Consider the following 20,003-nt stretch of genomic DNA (forward strand, 5'->3'; position numbering starts at 1 on the left):
ATGAAGTTTGCATTTCCCATCCTCACCGCAGCAGGGGAAGAGTTCAAAGACGTCAAGGCATTGACTGCGCTGATCAACGGTGAGAAGTCCGGTCACTATCTGCTCGGTAATCACAACAAGTGGCACGGTGGCATTCATATCAGCGACCAGAGTGCTCCCTGGTGCAAGGATAAGTATCCCGTCAGGGCGATTGCCGATGGCAAGGTAGTGGCATTCCGGATGATGAAGGATTACTTGACCTCTGAATTTCAGGGCGAATCCCTGCGCTATTCCAACTGCTTCTGCCTAGTGCAACATGAATATTGTGAAATCAATGCACAGACCAAGGCGAAAAATGAATTCACCTTCTATTCGCTCTATATGCATTTGCTGCCCTGGGATCAATATCAGACCGCCGAGAAGCTGGTGCTGAAAAAGGGATGGAATGCGCGCAATTCCGTTCCTGATGCCAATCAGCAGCGTGCCGATGCCGCCTTGCCCCGTTTCACGCTGCCCAAGGATACCGAATTGGAGATGGACAGCAGCACGCTATCCCAAAAGGGGTGTGTAGGGGGCAAGGAGTATGACTTCATCAGGGTGACCATCAAGAGCAAACTTTCCAATGCCCAGATGAAAGAGGCCGAGAAGGCGGGAGTATTGGTCAGTGAAGGGAGCTCAGTCTGGATCGCCAATAGTCCGGACGCGGTCGAGGCGATTAAACCCAATCTACCAAGCTGGCTAGATGACCAGATAGAGGCCGAATTACTGAAGAATATGGCCGGGCGTGCAGATCCCGTCCCGGATGACAAAAGCGGTCGTCTGATGGCAGGCAGTAGCAGCGTCTCACTGCCTGTGGGCACCAAAGTGCAGTATGATGCGCACCAACTCGAATTCCATTGGATGGGTGACAAGGCGCGCAAGATGGCCAGATGCAACTATGTGACGCCGAGTGTGGAGGGGGAGCCAGGTCGCTGTGGTGTGGCCTGGGTGTGCGTAGAGGATGAATTTATCAAGGTGAATGTACGCGTCCCCTCCCATCTTGGCGAGCTCTATGTGTTGCCTTCGCCAGTCGCTATCGCAGCGGGTGACACCATTGGTTACCTCGGCCTGGTGGAAACGCCGGGTTCCCTCATCGGAGGGAAACAAAGCAAGCATCAGGTCCATCTTGAGGTATTTACTCAGGACCCTCGTCTTGACGATGTGCTGGCCAACAAGGCCGGTACCAAGGGGGGCACTACCTATGCCAAGGTCCCGGCGGATCTGATCCTCCATGAGATGAAGAACAGGGTGTGGGTCGCCACCGATGGCAAGAGTCAGGAAGAATTGGTTGAATCCCCCAAGATAGAGAAAGATGCGGCAAAGCAGGAGTGGGTCTGCATCTCATCAGGGAAATATGTCAAGAAAGAGCAAGTCGAGCTGCTGAGTCAACATGACTGGTTGAAGATTGGTTTTAAAAAGGTCGATGGTTCAGGCTCCGACGGCTATCTGGATCCCGAGGCGCCACCGACTTTTTTCACCGACCTGGTCAACAGCTTCGATACCGACAAGAGTGGCGAGCTTAGTAGTGAAGAGATCAAGGCTGCCTTGCAAAATAGCGGCAATAGAGAACAGCTGAACAAGCTTATCGTCAAGCACCCTAGCGAGTGGTACGAAAAATCCTCGGCCAGTAGTTATCTATGGCTGGACAAGTTGATGGCCAAAATTGGCTTACCCGATTTTGACCAACTGGTGGATCACGAAAAGCAGCGTATCGATAAGCTGGAATGGATGCAGAGTGCAACAGGTCTTAACATCAGACCAGATATTTGGCATATATATCCTATAGCCATGTATGGAAAGAAAAAAAATAGGTTCGTAGTAAACTATACAAAATATAACTATGCATTAGAAAAAGCGTTAGAAAAACAAATGGCAATACCTTCTAAATACGCACCTAAAGTGGGTAATTATAAAATAGCAAGTCGAGATGAAGTGTTAGTCAATCTAACTCCAGACGATGATATTACTAAAGATTCTATTTATCAGTTTCTTGATCTTTCTAAGTGTTCAGAGATTTCAGATGATGAACTTAATAAGTTTTTATTAGGGCAGGGAGTTCTCGAAGGGAAAGGGGCTGTGTTTGTATCAGCAGCCAAGAAATATAATGTTAGTGAAGTGTATCTTGTTTCTCATGCATCACTAGAAACTGGGCGGGGTACATCAGGTTTTGCACGAGGAAAAGAATATAACGGGACTAAAGTCTATAATATGTATGGCATTAACGTTAGAGATGACAAACCGTCATTAGGAACAGAATATGCTTATAGCAAAGGATGGGATTCTATTGAAAAAGCAATAGATGGTGGTGCTAAGTGGATATCTGATAATTTTATTAATCATCCGAGATATAAACAAAATACTCTTTATAAAATGCGTTGGAATCCTGCATCACCTGGTGAGCACCAGTATGCTAGTGATGTTCTATGGGCTAAACATCAAATCCCTAACATGAAAAAACGATTTGATATTTTTCCTAATGCTATTCTACATATAGATATTCCAGTTTATGAGGAATAATTAATGAGAAGTATATTTAGTGTCATCTTTCTATTTTTTTCTTTTAGCGTGCAAGCAGCATGTGAAAAAGTCAGTTTTGATGAAATCAAGAAGAGTTATGATAATGTTTTTTACGATGTGTCAAATATTATCGTAACATCAAAAGGTAGAGTTTTTTTTCACGATTTCCCTATTGATAAATGTAAATCAAAAAAATTCATTATTAATGGTGATAAAGCTATATCATATGCTTCATATAATGGTTTTCAATATATTAATTATTTAGATAGAAATGGTGAGGTCCATACAGGATGGATTGAATCATCTCGCGTCAGTAAAAAAGAAACATCATCAGAATATTTAAATATTAAAAAAAATGATTTTTCTATACATTTCAATGGCCATGATATAAAAGTCGGTGCTAGTTATAGTGAGATTGTTGGGGTATTCGATGATTTTAGTGAAACAACAGATGATGGAAATGGATTTTTAGACGTATTTAAGACGATTAATGGGGTGGATTATAAATTCTATCCACATGATTTTGATTTCATATATATAGAGTCATCAAATCTTAATTATGAAAAATTAAAAAGAGATTTTGATGATTATAGAATAACTAAAATTATTCTCAAGAAAAGTATAGGGTTCAGTAGTAGAGGAATTTATGTTGGAAGTAAAATGCTTGACGTTGTAAAAGTGTATGGTGTTCCAGCATCTAAGAAAGATGGTGCTTTTATTTATGTGAGTGATAATTACACGATAAAATTTGTTGGTTCTGAAGTAGTTAATGAAATCGAAGTTTCTATCAATCCGATATGAACGTGTTGATTAGTGAACAGTTCTAGTTATAACCTGACATCGTCTTCAAACCGGTGTTGTATGGAGACCAGTTGGTGATGGGGTGAAGCGCCTTTCCCATGGAATGTTGACTTAAAGAGGATGGTGGCGATCAGATAACAATCTCTTCAGTTAGTTCCATTCAAGCAGTATCCAGTATCGACTTGAGAAACAACGCCGAAGATTGGCGATTGATGAGCTCTTTTTTTGGCGGCTGCAATTTACCAAAAAGAAACCCGCCGGTGGCGGGTGGAAGGATTGCAACACTAACCAGGAGGAGGTGTTATCCAGTAGACCCTACCCCTGCGTAATAGTTCAATTTTATTGAGTTTTTTCATTTTTGATGTCGGCTTTGCATCGGGATCTGGGGCGCCGGATCGGTTATCATTCCGGTCCCGTCATCCGGTTGTTGAGGACTTATGCCTGCATTCTCCTGGTTAGCGCTCTTCTTTGGCGCGTTTTACTTTGTCTACGGTGCCTATCTGCCGTTCTGGTCGCTCTGGCTGGAGGGGATAGGGGTGAGCGCCGAGATGATTGGTCTCTTGCTGGGGGCGGGGATGGCGATCCGCTTTGCCGGCAACCTGATGGTGATGGGGCAGATCAAGGGGGCGGGTCACCTGCTGCCAGTGACGCGGCTGCTCTCCCTGCTCAGTCTGCTGGCGTTTCTCGGGTTTTATCTCAGCCACAACCTCTGGTGGCTGGTGGCGCTGACCCTGGTGGCGAACTTTATCTACCCGACTCTGATGCCGGTGGGGGAGGCGCTGGCTACTCGCATGGTGGTGCAGGCCCATCTCGACTATGGCAAGGTGCGCCTGTGCGGCTCCTTCGCCTTTATTGTCGCCTCCACCCTGGTGGGGGCCCTGGTGGGCAATTTTGGCAGCGACTGGATCTTGCATACCATGGTGGCCGGCTTGTTGCTGATGCTGCTGCTGAGCTGGTTGCCGATCCATCCGGTGCCACAGGATATTCAGGGCGAGCGGGAGCGATCCTCCCTGCTGGATACCCTGAGATCTCCCCAGGTGCGACGTTTCTTGTTGATCACCGCCCTCCTGCAGGGCAGTCATGCCGCCTACTATGGCTTCAGCGCCATCTACTGGAAGGCGCAGGGCTACAGCGGTACCACCATAGGTTATCTGTGGGCGCTGGGGGTGGTTGCCGAGATCTGCATGTTCGCCGCCGACAAGCGCTTCCTGCAGCGCTACGGGGCCCAGATGTTGTTCACAATCGGTGCCATCGGATGTGTGGTGCGCTGGACCCTGCTGGGCGCCTCGACCGAGATCTGGGTGCTGGTGCTTGGGCAGTTGCTGCACTCGGTCACCTTCTGTGTCAGTCATCTGGGGGCGGTACGCTTCATGACGCGAATGTTGCCCGCCGAGCAGATGATCCCCACACAGTCTCTCTATGCCGCCATTGGTCTCGGCATGACGGTGGCCGCGTTGATGGCGCTGTGCGGCGTGTTGTTCGAGCCCCTCGGCGGCAGCATCTTCTTCCTGATGGTGCTGGTGGTGCTGCCAGTGTTCTTCTTGCGTCTCAGGCCACAAACGGTGGCTGCCTGATGGGGACGTACGGGGCAGGAGGGCCATGTGCTTATCCTGCCCCCATGACTTTTGACCGCCGTCTCTCTAGACTGGCGGTGGTTTGAACCAATTTCCAGGATGGACAAGGGGTTATAGATGCACCAGGGATGGCTGCTGATCGGATTGTCGCTCGCCTATCTCGGCTTGCTGTTTTTGATCGCCTTCGTGGCGGACAAGCACAAACGCCACCGGCTCAAGGGGCAACCCCTGCTCTACAGCTTGTCGCTGGCGGTCTATTGCACCTCCTGGACCTTCTTCGGGACGGTCGGACAGGCCAGCGAATCCCCCTGGTCGCCGGTGCCCATCTATCTTGGCCCCATGCTGGTGTTCCTGTTTGGCTGGCGCCTGCTGGCCCGCCTCATCCTGGTGGCCAAGCGCGAGCACATCACCTCCATCGCCGACTTTATCGCCGCCCGTTACGGCAAGTCCCAGCATCTGGCCATGGTGATCGCGCTGATCGCCATCATGGGCATACTCCCCTATCTGGTATTGCAGCTTAAAGCCATCGTCACCGGGCTGGATCTGCTGATGGTCAACTCGGTGCCTGCCGGCCCCGCTGGCAATACCGCCGAGCTGGCCCTGGGCGTCACCCTCTTATTGGCCCTGTTCAGCATACTGTTCGGCACCCGCCATCTGGATGCCACCGAGCATCACAGGGGCATGGTGGTGGCCATCGCCTTCGAATCCGTGGTGAAACTGCTGGCCTTTATCGCGGTGGGGGGCTTCGCCCTCTGGCTCATCCTGAGTCAGCCGAGCCCGGAGCACACCCGGGTTGCCAGCGATTTCCTGGATGCCGTGGTGTCCGTCTCGCCCGGCAATCTGCTGGAGCTGGCCATCTATACGGTGCTGGCCATGTGCGCCGTCATCTGCCTGCCGCGCCAGTTCCATGTGACCGTGGTGGAGAACAACCAGGGCCAGGATCTGCACTGGGCGCGCTGGATATTCCCCCTTTATCTATTTGCGATGGGGCTCTTCATCTGGCCGCTGGCGCTGGCAGGCAAGCAGTGGGTGGGGGCGGACATGGCCTCCGACACCTATGTGATCAGCCTGCCGATGGCCCTCGGCTTCGACGGCATGGCGATGCTGGCGTTTCTCGGCGGCACCTCTGCGGCGACCGGCATGGTGATCGTCTGCACCATCGCCCTGGCCATCATGGTGAGCAACGATCTGGTGCTGCCGGTGCTGTTGCGCCGCTTCTGGCAGCAGGGGCGGGACGAGCGGCTGGTGCGTCTGCTGCTGCGGGTGCGCAGGGGGGCCATTTTGCTGATCCTGCTGGCGGCCTGGGGGCTCTACCTCTGGCTTGGTGATCTTACCAGCCTGTCGCGCATCGGCTATCTGTCGTTTGGCGCCGTGGCCCAGTTTGCTCCCGCCCTGCTGCTCGGCCTCTACTGGCGACACGGCAATCGCAAGGGGGTCTATCTTGGCCTCGCCCTCGGGGTCAGCCTCTGGTTCATCACCCTGCTGGCGGAGAGCGGCCTGCTGGCCGGTTCGCCGCTGGAGGCCCTGCTGGCCCCTCCCGACTGGCCCGCGTTTCGCGATCTGAGCCTGGGGGCCTGGTGCATCTTCCTGAGCCTGCTGCTCAATGTCATCGGCTATGTGGCTGGCTCCCTGCTGTCGCGGGCGGCGGTGAGCGAGCGGTTGCAGGCGGCCAACTTCGTCGGCAATGCCAGCCGTGATACCACGGCCCTCTATCAGGCGCGGGTCTCGGTCAAGGAGCTGGAGATGCTGGCGGCTCGTTTCGTCGGCTCGAGCCGGGTCAAGCGCGCCTTTGGTCGCTTCGCCGGGGAGCATGGCGGCACCCTGGCGCCCCAGATGCAGGCCTCTGCCGAACTTATCGCCCACACCGAGCGGCTGCTGGCGGGGGTGTTTGGCACTTCGTCGGCCCGGCTGGTGCTTGCCTCGGCCCTGCAGGGGCGCAACATGCAGCTCGAGGAGATCGCCACCATAGTGGACGAGGCTTCCGATGTGTTTCGCTTCAACCGCGGCCTGTTGCAGGGGGCCATCGAACACATAGGGCAGGGGATCTCGGTGGTGGATCGGGAGCTCAAGCTGGTGGCCTGGAACCGGCGTTATATAGAGTTGTTCCGCTACCCCCCCGGGCTTATTCAGGCGGGGCGCCCCATCGAGGAAATCATTCGCTACAACGCCCAGCAGGGGCTGTGCGGCCTTGGTGACATCGAGGATCAGGTGGCCCGTCGGGTCGCCTTCATGAAGAAGGGGAGCGCCCACATCTCGGCCCGGGAGCGCCCCGACGGCCGGGTGATCGAGATGCAGGGCAACCCCATGCCGGCCGGCGGCTTCGTCATGACCTTTACCGACATCACCCCGTTTCGCGACGCCGAGCGGGTGCTGCGCGAAGCCAACGAGTTGCTGGAGGCGCGGGTGGCCGAGCGTACCCACGAGCTCTCCGAGCTCAACCGCCAGCTGCTGCTGGTGAACCAGCAGGTGGAGCGGGCCAACCACTCCAAGAGCCGTTTCCTCGCCGCGGTCAGCCACGATCTCACCCAGCCGCTGAATGCGGCCAAGCTGTTCACCTCCTCCCTGCTGGAGATGTTGCCCGGTGAAGGGGAGCCGGCCCGCATCGCCCGCCATATCGACGATGCCCTGGGGGCGACCGAGGATCTCATCAGCGATCTGCTCGACATCTCGCGCCTCGAGGCGGGCAAGTTCAAGGCCAGGAAGCTCGACTTTGCCCTGCGCGAGGTGTTCGACAACCTCAAGGCTGAGTTTGGCGTGTTGGCCCAGGCGGGGGAGATCCACTTCTCGGTGGTAGAGAGCAAGCTCGCCGTTTACAGCGACGTGCGTCTGCTGCGCCGGGTGCTGCAAAACTTCCTCACCAATGCGTTTCGCTACAATCCGGGCGGCCGGGTGCTGCTCGGTTGTCGCCGGGTGGGGGACAAGGTGCGCATCGAAGTGTGGGACAACGGTCCCGGCATTCCGCAGGACAAGCAGGAAGCGATCTTCGACGAGTTTTCCCGCCTCGATCACTCCCGCACCACCCGGGAGCAAGGGCTTGGATTGGGGCTAGCCATCGCCCGCGGCATCTCGCTGGTACTGGGTCATCAGCTCACATTGCGCAGCTGGCCGGGAGCTGGCTCGGTGTTTGCCATCACCCTCAATCAGGCGACCCGCCCGGTCACGCCCCAGTTGCCGGTGGCGCCCGTGGTGCGCGACAGCCAACTGGAGGGGGTGCGGGTCCTCTGCATCGACAACGAGCGGGATATTCTGGTGGCGATGGCCTCCCTGCTGGAACGCTGGGGCTGCGAGGTGCGTTGTGCTCTCAATCAGAGCGAGGCCGAGGGGATAGTGGCGGAGGGCTTCGTGCCGAGGCTGGTGCTCTCCGATTACCACCTGGATGACGACAAGACGGGATTGCAGGCACTGGATGGGCTGCAGCAGGCTCATGGGGACCATATCGGTGGCATCATCATCAGCGCCGATCGCAAGAGCGAATTGCAGGCGCAGATCCGCGAGCAGGGTTATGGCTACATCAGCAAGCCGGTCAAACCGCTCAAGTTGCGTGCCCTGATGAACAGCCTTTTATTGCCGCCGCAGTGAGCAGGCTCACAAAATTAATCAAATCATGAAACTGTTCGGTGCGATATGAAGGGGCGGGAATGGCGAGGATTGCCGCATCAATCCTCACCAAATCATGCTTTTTGCCAAACCTGAGTCCCATCTCCTGTCATTTCTGCTAGGTAGCGGTCCGGATTGCCCCCCTCTATAGTCGGGGGGCGATTTTTTATGTCGCGAATGAAGTGTGTTAAGGGCAAACCGATTGAAAAATCGGGACGCAAAGCTTCCGGTCTAAGGGTCAGCAGTACCTAAGATAGCGGGGCCACCACAGGTCGTTGTGCTCCTTTTGCCAAGGAGGAGCTGCTGTCTGCATTACCTGTCAGGGGCGTCGCCCTTTTCGTTGCAAACATAACGAGATAGGGAAATACAACAATGCCAAGTCCAAAACCAACCATGCTGGCTCTCGCGGTCGGTCTCTTCTGTGCATCTTCCGCCTACGCCGCGCCGCCCGGCAAAGCCACCATCGGCTGGGGTCCCACCAAGTTTTCCATCATCGAAGTGGATCAGGCCGCGACCTCCTACAACAACCTGGTCAAGGTGAAGGATGCCGCCGATGTCGAGGTGAACTGGAATCTCTGGAGCGGTGATCTGGGCCAGACCGCCAAGGTCCTGCTCGATGGCCAGGAGGTGTGGTCCGGCCCCTCCGCTGCGTCCGGCAGCGCCACCTTCAAGGTGAAAAAAGGGGGGCGTTACCAAATGCAGGTGGCTCTATGCAACGCCGATGGCTGTACCCTCTCCGACAAGAAGGAGATAGTGGTGGCCGATACCGACGGCAGCCACCTGGCCCCGCTCAAGACGTCACTGCAGGAGAACAACAAGCCTTACGCCAACAAGTCCGGCAAGGTGGTCGGTACCTACTATGTGGAGTGGGGCGTCTATGGCCGCAAGTTCACAGTGGACAAGATCCCGGCCCAGAACCTGACGCACATCCTCTACGGCTTTACCCCCATTTGCGGCGGGGATGGCCTCAACGACAGCCTCAAGGAGATCGAAGGAAGCTTCCAGGCGCTGCAACGGGCCTGTGCCGGCCGCGCTGACTTCAAGGTGGCGATCCACGATCCCTGGGCTGCCGTCCAGATGCCGCAAAGCGGCCTGACCGCCCACGATGAGCCCTACAAGGGCAACTTCGGTGCCCTGATGGCACTCAAGCAGGCCTACCCGGATCTGAAGATACTGCCGTCCGTGGGGGGCTGGACCCTCTCCGATCCCTTCTACTTCCTCGGTGACAAGACCAAGCGCGACACCTTCGTCGCCTCGGTGAAGGAGTTCCTGCAGACCTGGAAATTCTTCGACGGCGTGGATATCGACTGGGAGTATCCGGGTGGCCAGGGTGCCAACCCGAAACTCGGCAGCCCGACCGATGGTGCCACCTATGTGGCCCTGATGAAGGATCTGCGCGCCATGCTCGACGAGCTGGAAGCCCAGACGGGTCGCAAGTATGAGCTCACCTCCGCCATCGGTGCCGGTGGCGACAAGATTGAAGACGTGGATTACCGCGCGGCCCAGCAGTACATGGATCGCATCTTCCTGATGAGCTACGACTTCAACGGCGGCTGGAGCAATACCGAGCTCGGCCACCAGACCAACCTCTACCCGGCCAGCTGGGATCCCGATACCAAGTACACTACCGACAAGGCGGTCAAGGCGCTGTTGGGGCAAGGGGTCGAGCCCGGCAAGCTGGTGGTGGGCGCGGCCATGTATGGCCGTGGCTGGACCGGTGTGAGCGGCTATCAGGCCGGCAACCCCTTTACTGGTACCGCGACCGGCAAGGTGAAGGGGACCTGGGAAGATGGAGTGGTGGACTATCGCGACATCGTCAACAACCGCATGGGCAGCGAGTGGGAGAAAGGCTACGACGAGGTGGCCGAAGGGCCCTACGTGTTCAAGGCGTCGACCGGCGATCTCATCACCTATGACAACGACCGCTCGGTCAAGGCCAAGGGGCAATACGTGCTGGCCAACCAGCTCGGCGGCCTCTTCTCCTGGGAGATCGATGCCGACAACGGTGACATCCTCAACGCCATGCACGAGGGGCTGGGCCACGGCGAGGGCATCACGCCGCCGGCCAACAAGCCGCCGGTGGCCAATGCGGGCAGTGATCTCGGCGTCACCGGCCCGGCCGAGGTGACCCTCAATGGCGCTTCTTCCCATGATCCGGAAAGCGGTGCCCTCACCTACAGCTGGAAGCAGGTATCAGGCCCGCAGGCCACCCTGCTCGACGCCAGTCAGGCCAAGGCCCGGGTAGTGCTCGATGGCGTGACAGCCGACATCAATCTGGTGTTCGAGCTGACCGTCACCGACGATCAGGGACTCTCGGCCAGCGATCAGGTGGTAGTGACCAACAAGGCGCCCCAGCCCAACCTGCCACCCGTGGTAACGGTACCGGCCAGTGCGACCGTGGAGTCGGGCAAGCAGGTGACCATCAAGGCCAGCGTCTCCGATCCCAACGGCGATGCCCTGACGTATCAGTGGAGCGTACCGGCTGGCCTCAGTGTCGCCGGGCAGGATAGCCCCACTCTGGTGGTGACCGGTCCGAGCGTGACCAGTGACACGGCTTATGACCTGACTCTGACGGTATCCGATGGTGCCCTGGATGCCAGCGCCAGCAGCCGGCTCACCGTCAAGCCCGCCAGCACGGGTGGCGGTTGCGAGGTCAGCGATCCGGATGCGGCCAACTGGCCAGCCTGGCAGGCGAGCCAGACCTACAACAGCGGGGACAAGGTAAGCCACAACCAGCTGGTGTGGCAGGCCAAGTACTGGACTCAGGGCAATGAACCGAGCCGTACGAGCGACCAGTGGCTGCTGGTGAGCAAGGTTCAGCTGGGTTGGGATGCCAATGTTGCCTACAACGGTGGCGATCTGACCAGCCATAATGGCCGCCAGTGGAAAGCGCAATACTGGACCCGTGGCAACGAACCCGGCAAGCATGAAGTCTGGCTGGACGTTGGCGCCGCCAGTTGCAACTGATCCTGGCCCATGAAGGCAGGCTCTGCCGCAAGGGGTGGCAACCCGGTGCTATGGTGACCGACGGGGTATGTGAGTGACATTGCTGCTTACATCTTGTCCCACAGGGAGCGTCGGCCGCCAAGCCTGACCGGGGAGACTCGTCAGCTGTGAGGCCTTGCCTTGAGCCGAGCCAATCATGGTAGAACCGTAACACTATAAAAAGATGGGGCCTGTGGGCCCCATCTTCATTTGCTGGAGTTCAGGTTTGGCCGTAGAGAGGTTGGCCAGGACAGGACAGCACCCTGGTGGCGCTGCGAGGGGGTGTATTTATGTAATTTTACTACTAGGTGTGTGTAATGTTGTCAGCCGTTCACGCGCCATAACGGAAGTAGTACTGGCGGGTTGACGGGGCATACGCGTCTTTCTCGATGACGCCATTTTTGCGGGTCGCACCTTTAAGGTGGAACAGTACAGCCAGATTCTCAAACATGATTAACCTCATCGCTCTGTTATTTATGATTGCTTGTGTGACCTCGGTCACAGTTTGATCCTAGGAGTATCTGTGAGCTGAATCAACTTTTTGTGTTGTAAATTTACATAAATCATGGAAAGGGTTTTCAAATTCAAAAGCCCTTATGGAAAGGCTTTCATGTCGCCCGTTACAACGCCTGTTACAAGAGGGACCTGGTGTCCCGGATTGGGAAGCGGAGTCCTTCAGGCTAAGTCGGGAGAAACGGGATAAAGCAGCCAGGCATTATGAGGCACTGACCGGTAGGCATTTCATCCTGGCATTACGCCTGTTTTGTAACCAAAAACAGTGAGATAGCTGACCTCTTGCTGGTTAAATCGACGAACTGCTGTAATTTTGACTAAACGCGCTTGTGGGGATTATTTTAGGGTTGACAGCAAAGCGGGTGATGCCTATCATGCGCCTCCGTTGCCGGAGATAACTTCGGTGGCCCGAGGTGAGTTGGGGTTATAGCTCAGCTGGGAGAGCGCTTGCATGGCATGCAAGAGGTCCGCGGTTCGATCCCGCGTAGCTCCACCAAATTCTTCTCGGACAATCTGGAATCAAAGGGGTTATAGCTCAGCTGGGAGAGCGCTTGCATGGCATGCAAGAGGTCCGCGGTTCGATCCCGCGTAGCTCCACCAGATTCTCGATTGTAAATTTCAGTACCCAGGGCAGTGTGGTGTGTACACCCAAGCCGACCTTTGTGGGGTTATAGCTCAGCTGGGAGAGCGCTTGCATGGCATGCAAGAGGTCCGCGGTTCGATCCCGCGTAGCTCCACCATTATTGAAGCCGACAGGCTGACGACAAGCGGCATCCAGAACCGTTTGTCGGGTAGACAATTTGGGGTTATAGCTCAGCTGGGAGAGCGCTTGCATGGCATGCAAGAGGTCCGCGGTTCGATCCCGCGTAGCTCCACCATTATTGAAGCCGAGAGGCTGACGACAAGCGGCGTCCAGAACCGTTTGTCGGGTAGAAAATTTGGGGTTATAGCTCAGCTGGGAGAGCGCTTGCATGGCATGCAAGAGGTCCGCGGTTCGATCCCGCGTAGCTCCACCATCTTCTTATTGGAAGAACGCCAAAGGCCACCGCATTGCGGTGGCCTTTTTGTTTTTTCTTGCCCGTTATTTTCTCCCTTGCTTCCCATAGGTCGTGCCACTCACAGATCCCGGGGGCAAAAAAGCCCGCGGCAGGTGCGGGCTTTGGGGCATGAGGATAGGCGTCACCGTGTTTAGCGGCGGCGTCGCCAGGCCAGCGGCAACAGGGCCAGCAAGCCCAGGCCAAGGGCGCCGCCACCTGACGAGGAGCCTGGCTTGGCCGCATCGCTGCCCAGTTTGAGATCGACGATGACGGGATCATGGTCGGAGGCGCTGAACGGATTGTCGGATTTGATCATATCGCCGGTGAAGCTGCGACCATATTCGAACAAGTTGCTCTCGAACGAGTTGATATGCCAGTCGGCGACTCCGAGTACCTTGCCGGCCAGCGCCGGATTGGCGAGGGCGTAGTCCAGGGTGCCGAGCTCGGCCTCATAGCTGTAGGAGATGGCTTTCTCCTTGTTGAATTTTACGTTCAGATCGACCAGACCGTAGCTGCGAGTCACCTCCTGTCCCAGCTGCTCATAGGGCTGTTCGCCGAGATAGGTGTGGGAGGCCGAGACAATCTTGCGTTCGCTGGTGGCCGGGTTGTAGTCGGTCAGCACCCGGATTGGATCTTCCTTGGCGTAGGAGTTGAAGTCCCCCACCAGCAGCACCTGACCGGACAGCTTGTTGACGGCATCCCCCAACACCTTGGCGGCGGTAACCCGGAACTCGGTGCATTTGCCCTGCAGATCGGCGGGTTCGCTCTTGCCATCACCATTCTCGTAGCAGCCGGAGCCCTTGGATTTGAGGTGGTTGACCACCAGGGTCAGTGGCTCCTTGTTGCCCTCGACGGTGAAAGTCTGCACCAGAGAGTCACGCTGGGAGGCGCGCTTGGCGATGCCACCCACTGTGTAGCGCTGTTCCGGCATCTGGATGAAGCTGGCATCGCCGGCGGGAGTGAGCAGGGCGGGGCGGTAGATCATGGCAACCATGATGGCGTCACCGCCGAAGAACTTGCCCTCGGTGAGAGCCGTGGCTGGCAGGCGAACATAGGCATAGTGCTTGCTCGCGTCTTTTTGTGCCTGGTTGAGACGGGTGACCAGATCATGGAGGGCAGAGGTATCGTCGAAGCCGTTGTTCTCCATTTCCATCAGACCGAGCAGGTCGGCATCCATCTGGGTGATGGCGTTGACAATCTTGGTGCTCTGTTTCTGGAAATCCTCCAGACTCTTGGCGCCCCGGTTGCAGCCCTTGGCGCTGTCCGCATCAGCCTGATCCTGGCACAGTACGTTGAGGGCACCGCCCACGCTGGAGTGGCTGGTGAAGTAGTTGAGCACGTTGAAGCTGCCGATCCGCAGATCCGAGCCTGTAACGCGATCCGGTGCATTCTGGCGATCGTTGTCACTGGTGCGCAGCAGATCTCCTACGGTGATGGTCTGCTCCCGGGGGATGATGAGGCGATACTCGCCGAAGCTGTAGCCCACCATGGCCTCCAGATTGACCGGTGCATCGCCGATCCGCAGGTAACCCTGCTCCGGCTCCCAGGCGGGCAGCCAAGGCAGCGTGCCGTTGGCGGCCTTGAAGTCCGATTCGAGGAACACCCGGTTGCCGGCATTGGCGGAGGCCTGTGCCTTCGCCTCGCTGCTGCCAGCCACATGCTGCTGGGTTGGCTTCATCAGCGGTGCCTGATGGGCGAGCACCAGGTTGTTGCGTCTGGCGGCATAGTCATAGCTGAAGTTGCGGCTCACCTTGAGCAGGCTGTCGGCATCGAGGCGCACCCGCATCCCTTCGTGGCGCTCCAGGGACCGTGCGAGGTTTTCCCCTTCCAGTACCCGCAATGGCACGGCGGCCGGAGCTTGCGTCTGGGTCAGGACCTGCAGGCGCGGGGTTGTGCCGTCAAACACGGGCTTGAGCTGGGTGTGGCCAAAATACTCCTCGACCCTGGCCTCCAGGCAGACTTCGGCGCCCGGCTTGATGTCCGGGGACTTGCTGGCGAAGTTCTTGTCGTTCAGATAAACAAAGATGCCGTCCGACGTCTGGGGATTGCCATCGCCCTGCACATCCAGCAGGTAGAACCCCTTGTTGAGGCTCTCGCCAAGGGCGGAGACCACGGCCTTGACCGTGACGCTCTGGGGGCTCACGAAGCTGTCGTCGGGCACCAGGGGGCTCTTGTCGCCACTGCCCTGGATGGCGGGGACAGGAGTTAAGGACGCATCGGCCGGGCAGGTGAATCCAGCCGCGTAGAGAGACGGGGACGCAAGCGCCAGCCCCACGGCCAGCGATAGCAGGGTACGTGTACCTTTCATAGGTGTTCCTTTTTTATTTTTGCCAGTATTTCCATAGCCTTGGCTCCTTGACCAAGGGCGCGCATTGTCACATTTCCGGCATGTCATACCAGTGAGCCAACGCACATAACCGGGATGTCGGCGCCTGAGACATCCCTTTTTTTGACTTGGCTAACACACTGAAATAAATGATAAAAATGTTATCTGTGTGCGCGATTGGAGCCAGGTGGCCGGCGTCGGTCACATAATTTTCTTTGAAAATGAAGATTGAGACTCTGGTGGTTAATTCCTATACTTGATCCGTTCCTAACGGAACCCAGGTAAAGGGCAAACCGGTAGCGATGCCGGGACGCAATGCCTCCGGTCTGTCTGGGTAGTCAAGACAGATAGCGGGGTTCCCCTGGGTGACAGTCGTGTCTGTGGCGCGTCCATCGCCAGTTGTCTGCACCTATCACGCAGGTTGCGATTGTTCTTTGTCCTGGTGACCCATGCCAAGACAAAACAAGGAAGATAACAATATGCAACAAACCCTAAGGCCCAGCCGGCTCGCCATGCTGGTGGCCCTTGCTGCCATGCCCGCCTGGGCGCTGGCGGCGTACCCTGCCTATCAGGCCGGCACGGCCTACAAGGCTGGCGATGTTGTCAGCAACGTCGGCAACCTCTACGAATGCAAGGAATTCCCCTACTCCGGCTGGTGCGGTGCGTCTCCCTATCACTACGAACCCGGCGTGGGTTCGGTCTGGGGTGATGCCTGGAAACTGTTCAGCGAGGGGGGCGGTAATCCGGATCTGGGGCTCGTCGTCAGCTCGCCCGCCGTTGGCAGTGCATTTGACGAAGGGGCAGAGGTTGCGCTGGCGGTGACCCTGAGTGGCAACAGCAGCGCGCTGGCGAAGGTCGAGTATCTGATCGATGGCCAGCCGGTGGCGCAAGTGAGCGCCTCTCCCTGGTCAGCCAGCTGGGTCGCCAGCGGAGTGGGGGCCCATCAGCTCAAATCCCGGGCGCTGGACAAGGACGGCAAGGTGCTGAGTGAGGCGGACGCCAGTTTCAGCATCAATGCCGTGGTGGCGCCAGAAGCGCCCAAAGTGAACATCAGCAGCCCGGCCAATGGTGCCAAGGTGACCCTGGGCCGCAGCGTGGCGGTGAGCGGCAATGTGACCGACGCCAACAACGATGTCGCCAAAGTCGAGCTGTTTGTCGATGGCAAGAAGGTAGGAGAGGACACCAGCGCGCCCTGGCAGGTAAGCTGGATCCCGCAAGCCAAGGGGGCGGCGGCACTCAAGCTGGTGGCGACCGACAAGGCAAACCTCACTGGCGAATCTGCTCTGGTCGACGTGCAGGTGGAAGAGGCGGCCCTGCCACCCACCGGTGGCAACCTCTCCTGCGATATCCGCCAGATCTACCGCCCGGACGGCTACGAGTGCATGGGGGATGACCATGCCCGCCGGGTCATCGGCTACTTCACCTCCTGGCGCACCGGCAAGAACGGCCTGCCCGCCTATCTGGTCAACGATATCCCCTGGGACAAGATCACTCACATCAACTATGCCTTCGCGGCGGTGGATGAACAGAGCCATACCATCAAGGTGGATGACTCCGCCACCAAGATGACCTGGGACGGAGTGCCGGGCGCCGAGATGGATCCCGAATTCGCCTACCAGGGCCACTTCAACCTGCTCTCCAAATACAAGAAGCAGTACCCGGACGTGAAGACCCTGATCTCGGTCGGTGGCTGGGCCGATACCCGCGGCTTCTACACCGCCACCACCAAGGGCGACTGCTCGGTCAACACCGCCGGCATCAACGCCTTTGCCGACTCGGCGGTGAGCTTCATCCGCCAGTACGGTTTCGATGGTGTGGATGTGGACTACGAGTACCCCACCTCCATGAAGGATGCGGGCAACCCGAACGACTTCCCGCTCTCCAACCAGTGCCGCGCCAAGTTGTTTGCCAACTACGAGGTGCTGATGAAGACCCTGCGGGAGCGGCTCGACAGCGCCGGCACCGAGGATGGTCGCAAGTACATGCTGACCATTGCCTCGCCGGCATCGGCCTATCTGCTGCGCGGTATGGAGAACTTCCAGGTCACCCAGTATCTGGATTACGTCAACCTGATGACTTATGACTTCCACGGTGCCTGGAACCACTTCGTCGGTCACAACGCGGCCCTGTTCGACAACAATGCTGACCCCGAGCTCTCTCACTGGGGCGTCTATACCCAGACCCAGTTCGGCGGTATCGGTTATCTGAACGCGGCCTGGTCTGCCCACTACTTCCGCGGCGCCCTGGCCGCCGGCAAGATCAACGTGGGTGTGCCCTATTACACCCGCGGTTGGCAGGGGGTGAGCGGTGGTACTCACGGCCTGGGTGGCAAGGCGGCCTTGCCGAGCCAGAACGAGTGCCAGCCGGGCACGGGTGGCAGCACGATTCCGTGCGGCAATGGGGCGGTCGGCATCGACAACATCTGGCACGACCTTGACAAGAACGGCAAGGAGATCGGCGGTGGCGCCGTGCCCATGTGGCATGCCAAGAACCTGGAGCACGCAGCCAGCCTCGGCATCACTACGCTGCCCAGTTATGGCACGGCCTGGGGTCTGGATCCCAACAATCCGGCGCACGTGATGCAGGGGCAATATGTCCGTTACTACGATGACAAGGCCCATGCGCCCTGGCTGTGGAACGAACAGAAGAAGGTATTCCTCTCCACCGAAGATGAAGAGTCCATGGGCCACAAGCTCGACTACATCATCAAGCGCGGCCTGGGCGGCGTCATGTTCTGGGAGATGGCGGGTGACTACGCCTTCGATCCGGCCAAGAACGAGTACGGCATGGGCAGTACCCTGACCACCCTTGCCTACGAGAAGTTTGCCAAGGCCGCGCCTTACAACACCCAACAGAACGATCTGCCGGCGCCGAGCGCCCAGCTCGACATCCAGGTCAGTCTGTATGGCTTCAAGGAAGGGGACTCCAACTACCCGATCAACCCGAAACTCAAGCTGGTCAACAAGTCGACCCAGACCATTCCGGGCGGCGCCAGAATCGAGTTCCTGGTCCCCACCTCCACCTCTGACACCATCACGGATCAGAGTGGCATGGGGCTCAAGGTGGTCGAAAGCGGTGGCAACGACAACTCGGAAGGCATCGCAAACGAGAAGGACTTCCACAAGGTGGCCATGAACCTGCCGGGCTGGCAGACCCTGGCACCGGGAGCCGAGGTGGAAGTGGCGATGACCTACTATCTGCCGGCCGCCGGCGTACCGAGCGGGATGCGCATCATCAGCGGCAGCCAGACCATAGGTCTCAAGGCCGAGTTCCCGACCCTGCCCGAAGCGGTGCTGGGCACGGGTGGCACAGGTGGCGGTGGTTCCGATGGTTCTACCTGCAGCAGCCAGAACGTGGATCCGGCCTCCTACCCGGCCTACCCGAGCTGGCCGCGCGGCGATCACGCCAGCGGCGGCGATCGCATCACCCACAACAAAGCGGTGTGGCAGGCCAACTGGTGGACCAGCAGTGAACCCAAAGCCGGCGACGGCAGCTGGAAGTCAGTCTGTAGCTATTGATTTTAAAATCAATGTGATAAGTGAGGCTTCGGCCTCACTTTTTTTGTCTGATTGGTCGCTCTGCTGGAAAAAGCGTCTGCCTTTCCTGGCCGCTGCTCTCTATAATAGAGTCGATTAATAATCAGATGGATGTCAGCATATGGCGAGTATATTGGATTCAGTTGATCAACGAACCCAGCTGGTGGGCGAAAACCGCCTGGAGTTGTTGATGTTCCGCCTCGGCACCCGCCAGATGTTTGCGATCAACGTCTTCAAGGTGAGGGAGGTCGTCAAGCTGCCCCACCTCAACAAGATGCCGGGTTCCCACCACAACATCAGCGGCGTGGCCAATATCCGGGGTACCTCGATTCCGGTCATTAACCTGCGCAGCGCCATCGGCATGCGCCCCATGCCCATCGATAGCGAATCCAACCTCATCATCACCGAATACAACCGCACCATTCAGGGCTTTCTGGTGGGGCAGGTGGCCAATATCGTCAATATGACCTGGAAGGATATTCTGCCGCCGCCGCGTTCCGCTGGGCGGGCCAACTACCTGACCGCCATCACCCGGATCCCGGAGGATGGGGTCGATCAGATCGTCGAGATCATCGACGTGGAGAAGGTGCTGGCGGAGATCATCACCTATGACATCCGCATCTCGGAAGAGGTGCTGGATCGGGAGATCCTGCCCGAGATGCACGGTCGCAAGGTGCTCATCGTGGATGACTCCAGCACGGCCCGCAATCAGGTGCGTGAAACCTTGGGGCAGCTTGGCCTTGAGGTTATCGAGTGTCAGGATGGCTTGCAGGCCCTCACCCTGCTCAAGGGGTGGTGCGATGCGGGCAAGAAGGTGACCGACGAGATCCTGCTGATGATCACGGATGCGGAGATGCCGGAGATGGACGGCTATCGCCTGACCCACGAGGTGCGCAGCGATGCGCGCATGGCCGACCTCTTCATCACCCTCAACACCTCCCTGAGCGGCAACTTCAATGAAGCCATGGTCAAGAAGGTGGGGTGTGACCGCTTCATCTCCAAGTTTCAGCCCGACTTGCTGGTCGGAGTGGCGCAGGAGCGTCTGCGCCAGGTGCTGGAGCAGTAAATTTCGTGTGTCTTTGATAAAACAAACATCCCG

At 57.5% G+C, this 20,003-nt stretch carries 8 protein-coding genes, 5 tRNA genes and 2 riboswitches; of the genes, 12 read left to right on the forward strand and 1 reads right to left on the reverse strand.

What is annotated here, in order from left to right:
* The 10 genes from LA321_RS11035 to LA321_RS11080 all read left to right on the forward strand — a co-directional run bounded on the left by LA321_RS11035 (position 1) and on the right by LA321_RS11080 (position 13,021).
* Positions 1-2,535 carry a glucosaminidase domain-containing protein gene (locus LA321_RS11035; protein WP_052445743.1) on the forward strand — a complete coding sequence of 845 codons (2,535 nt, stop codon included), beginning with the start codon at positions 1-3 and terminating at the stop codon, positions 2,533-2,535.
* Between the two features lie 3 nt (positions 2,536-2,538).
* Positions 2,539-3,336, forward strand: a complete 798-nt coding sequence (locus tag LA321_RS11040) for a hypothetical protein (RefSeq protein WP_156141125.1) — start codon at positions 2,539-2,541, stop codon at positions 3,334-3,336.
* 437 nt (positions 3,337-3,773) lie between these two features.
* Positions 3,774-4,910 carry a 3-phenylpropionate MFS transporter gene (locus LA321_RS11045; protein WP_042072378.1) on the forward strand — a complete coding sequence of 379 codons (1,137 nt, stop codon included), beginning with the start codon at positions 3,774-3,776 and terminating at the stop codon, positions 4,908-4,910.
* A gap of 117 nt (positions 4,911-5,027) precedes the next feature.
* Positions 5,028-8,489, forward strand: a complete 3,462-nt coding sequence (locus LA321_RS11050; RefSeq protein ID WP_042072377.1) for a hybrid sensor histidine kinase/response regulator — start codon at positions 5,028-5,030, stop codon at positions 8,487-8,489.
* A 200-nt stretch (positions 8,490-8,689) separates the two neighbouring features.
* Positions 8,690-8,777, forward strand: a riboswitch (cyclic di-GMP riboswitch).
* Between the two features lie 102 nt (positions 8,778-8,879).
* Positions 8,880-11,474 carry a glycosyl hydrolase family 18 protein gene (locus tag LA321_RS11055; RefSeq protein ID WP_042072375.1) on the forward strand — a complete coding sequence of 865 codons (2,595 nt, stop codon included), beginning with the start codon at positions 8,880-8,882 and terminating at the stop codon, positions 11,472-11,474.
* 951 nt (positions 11,475-12,425) lie between these two features.
* A tRNA-Ala gene (locus LA321_RS11060) sits at positions 12,426-12,501 on the forward strand.
* Between the two features lie 28 nt (positions 12,502-12,529).
* Positions 12,530-12,605, forward strand: a tRNA-Ala gene (locus LA321_RS11065).
* Positions 12,606-12,669: 64 nt separating this feature from the next.
* Positions 12,670-12,745 (forward strand) — tRNA-Ala (locus LA321_RS11070).
* A 62-nt stretch (positions 12,746-12,807) separates the two neighbouring features.
* Positions 12,808-12,883: transfer RNA gene (locus LA321_RS11075), tRNA-Ala, on the forward strand.
* A gap of 62 nt (positions 12,884-12,945) precedes the next feature.
* Positions 12,946-13,021 (forward strand) — tRNA-Ala (locus LA321_RS11080).
* Between the two features lie 172 nt (positions 13,022-13,193).
* On the opposite strand, the gene LA321_RS11085 is transcribed toward LA321_RS11080, so the two are convergent.
* Positions 13,194-15,350, reverse strand: coding sequence for an ExeM/NucH family extracellular endonuclease (locus tag LA321_RS11085; protein ID WP_042072373.1), 2,157 nt, complete (start codon positions 15,348-15,350; stop codon positions 13,194-13,196).
* Positions 15,351-15,645: 295 nt separating this feature from the next.
* Positions 15,646-15,732, forward strand: a riboswitch (cyclic di-GMP riboswitch).
* Between the two features lie 115 nt (positions 15,733-15,847).
* Here LA321_RS11085 and LA321_RS11090 point away from each other — a divergent pair.
* Complete coding sequence (locus LA321_RS11090; RefSeq protein WP_052445742.1) at positions 15,848-18,886, forward strand: glycosyl hydrolase family 18 protein; 3,039 nt, start codon at positions 15,848-15,850, stop codon at positions 18,884-18,886.
* Positions 18,887-19,025: 139 nt separating this feature from the next.
* Positions 19,026-19,970 (forward strand): chemotaxis protein CheV, encoded by a 945-nt coding sequence (locus LA321_RS11095; protein WP_042025772.1) that lies wholly within the window; start codon positions 19,026-19,028, stop codon positions 19,968-19,970.
* The last annotated feature ends 33 nt before the right edge of the window (positions 19,971-20,003 follow it).

Origin of the sequence: Aeromonas enteropelogenes (genome assembly GCF_020097295.1) — a bacterium.
In the GTDB taxonomy this organism is placed as follows: Bacteria; Pseudomonadota; Gammaproteobacteria; order Enterobacterales; family Aeromonadaceae; genus Aeromonas; species Aeromonas enteropelogenes.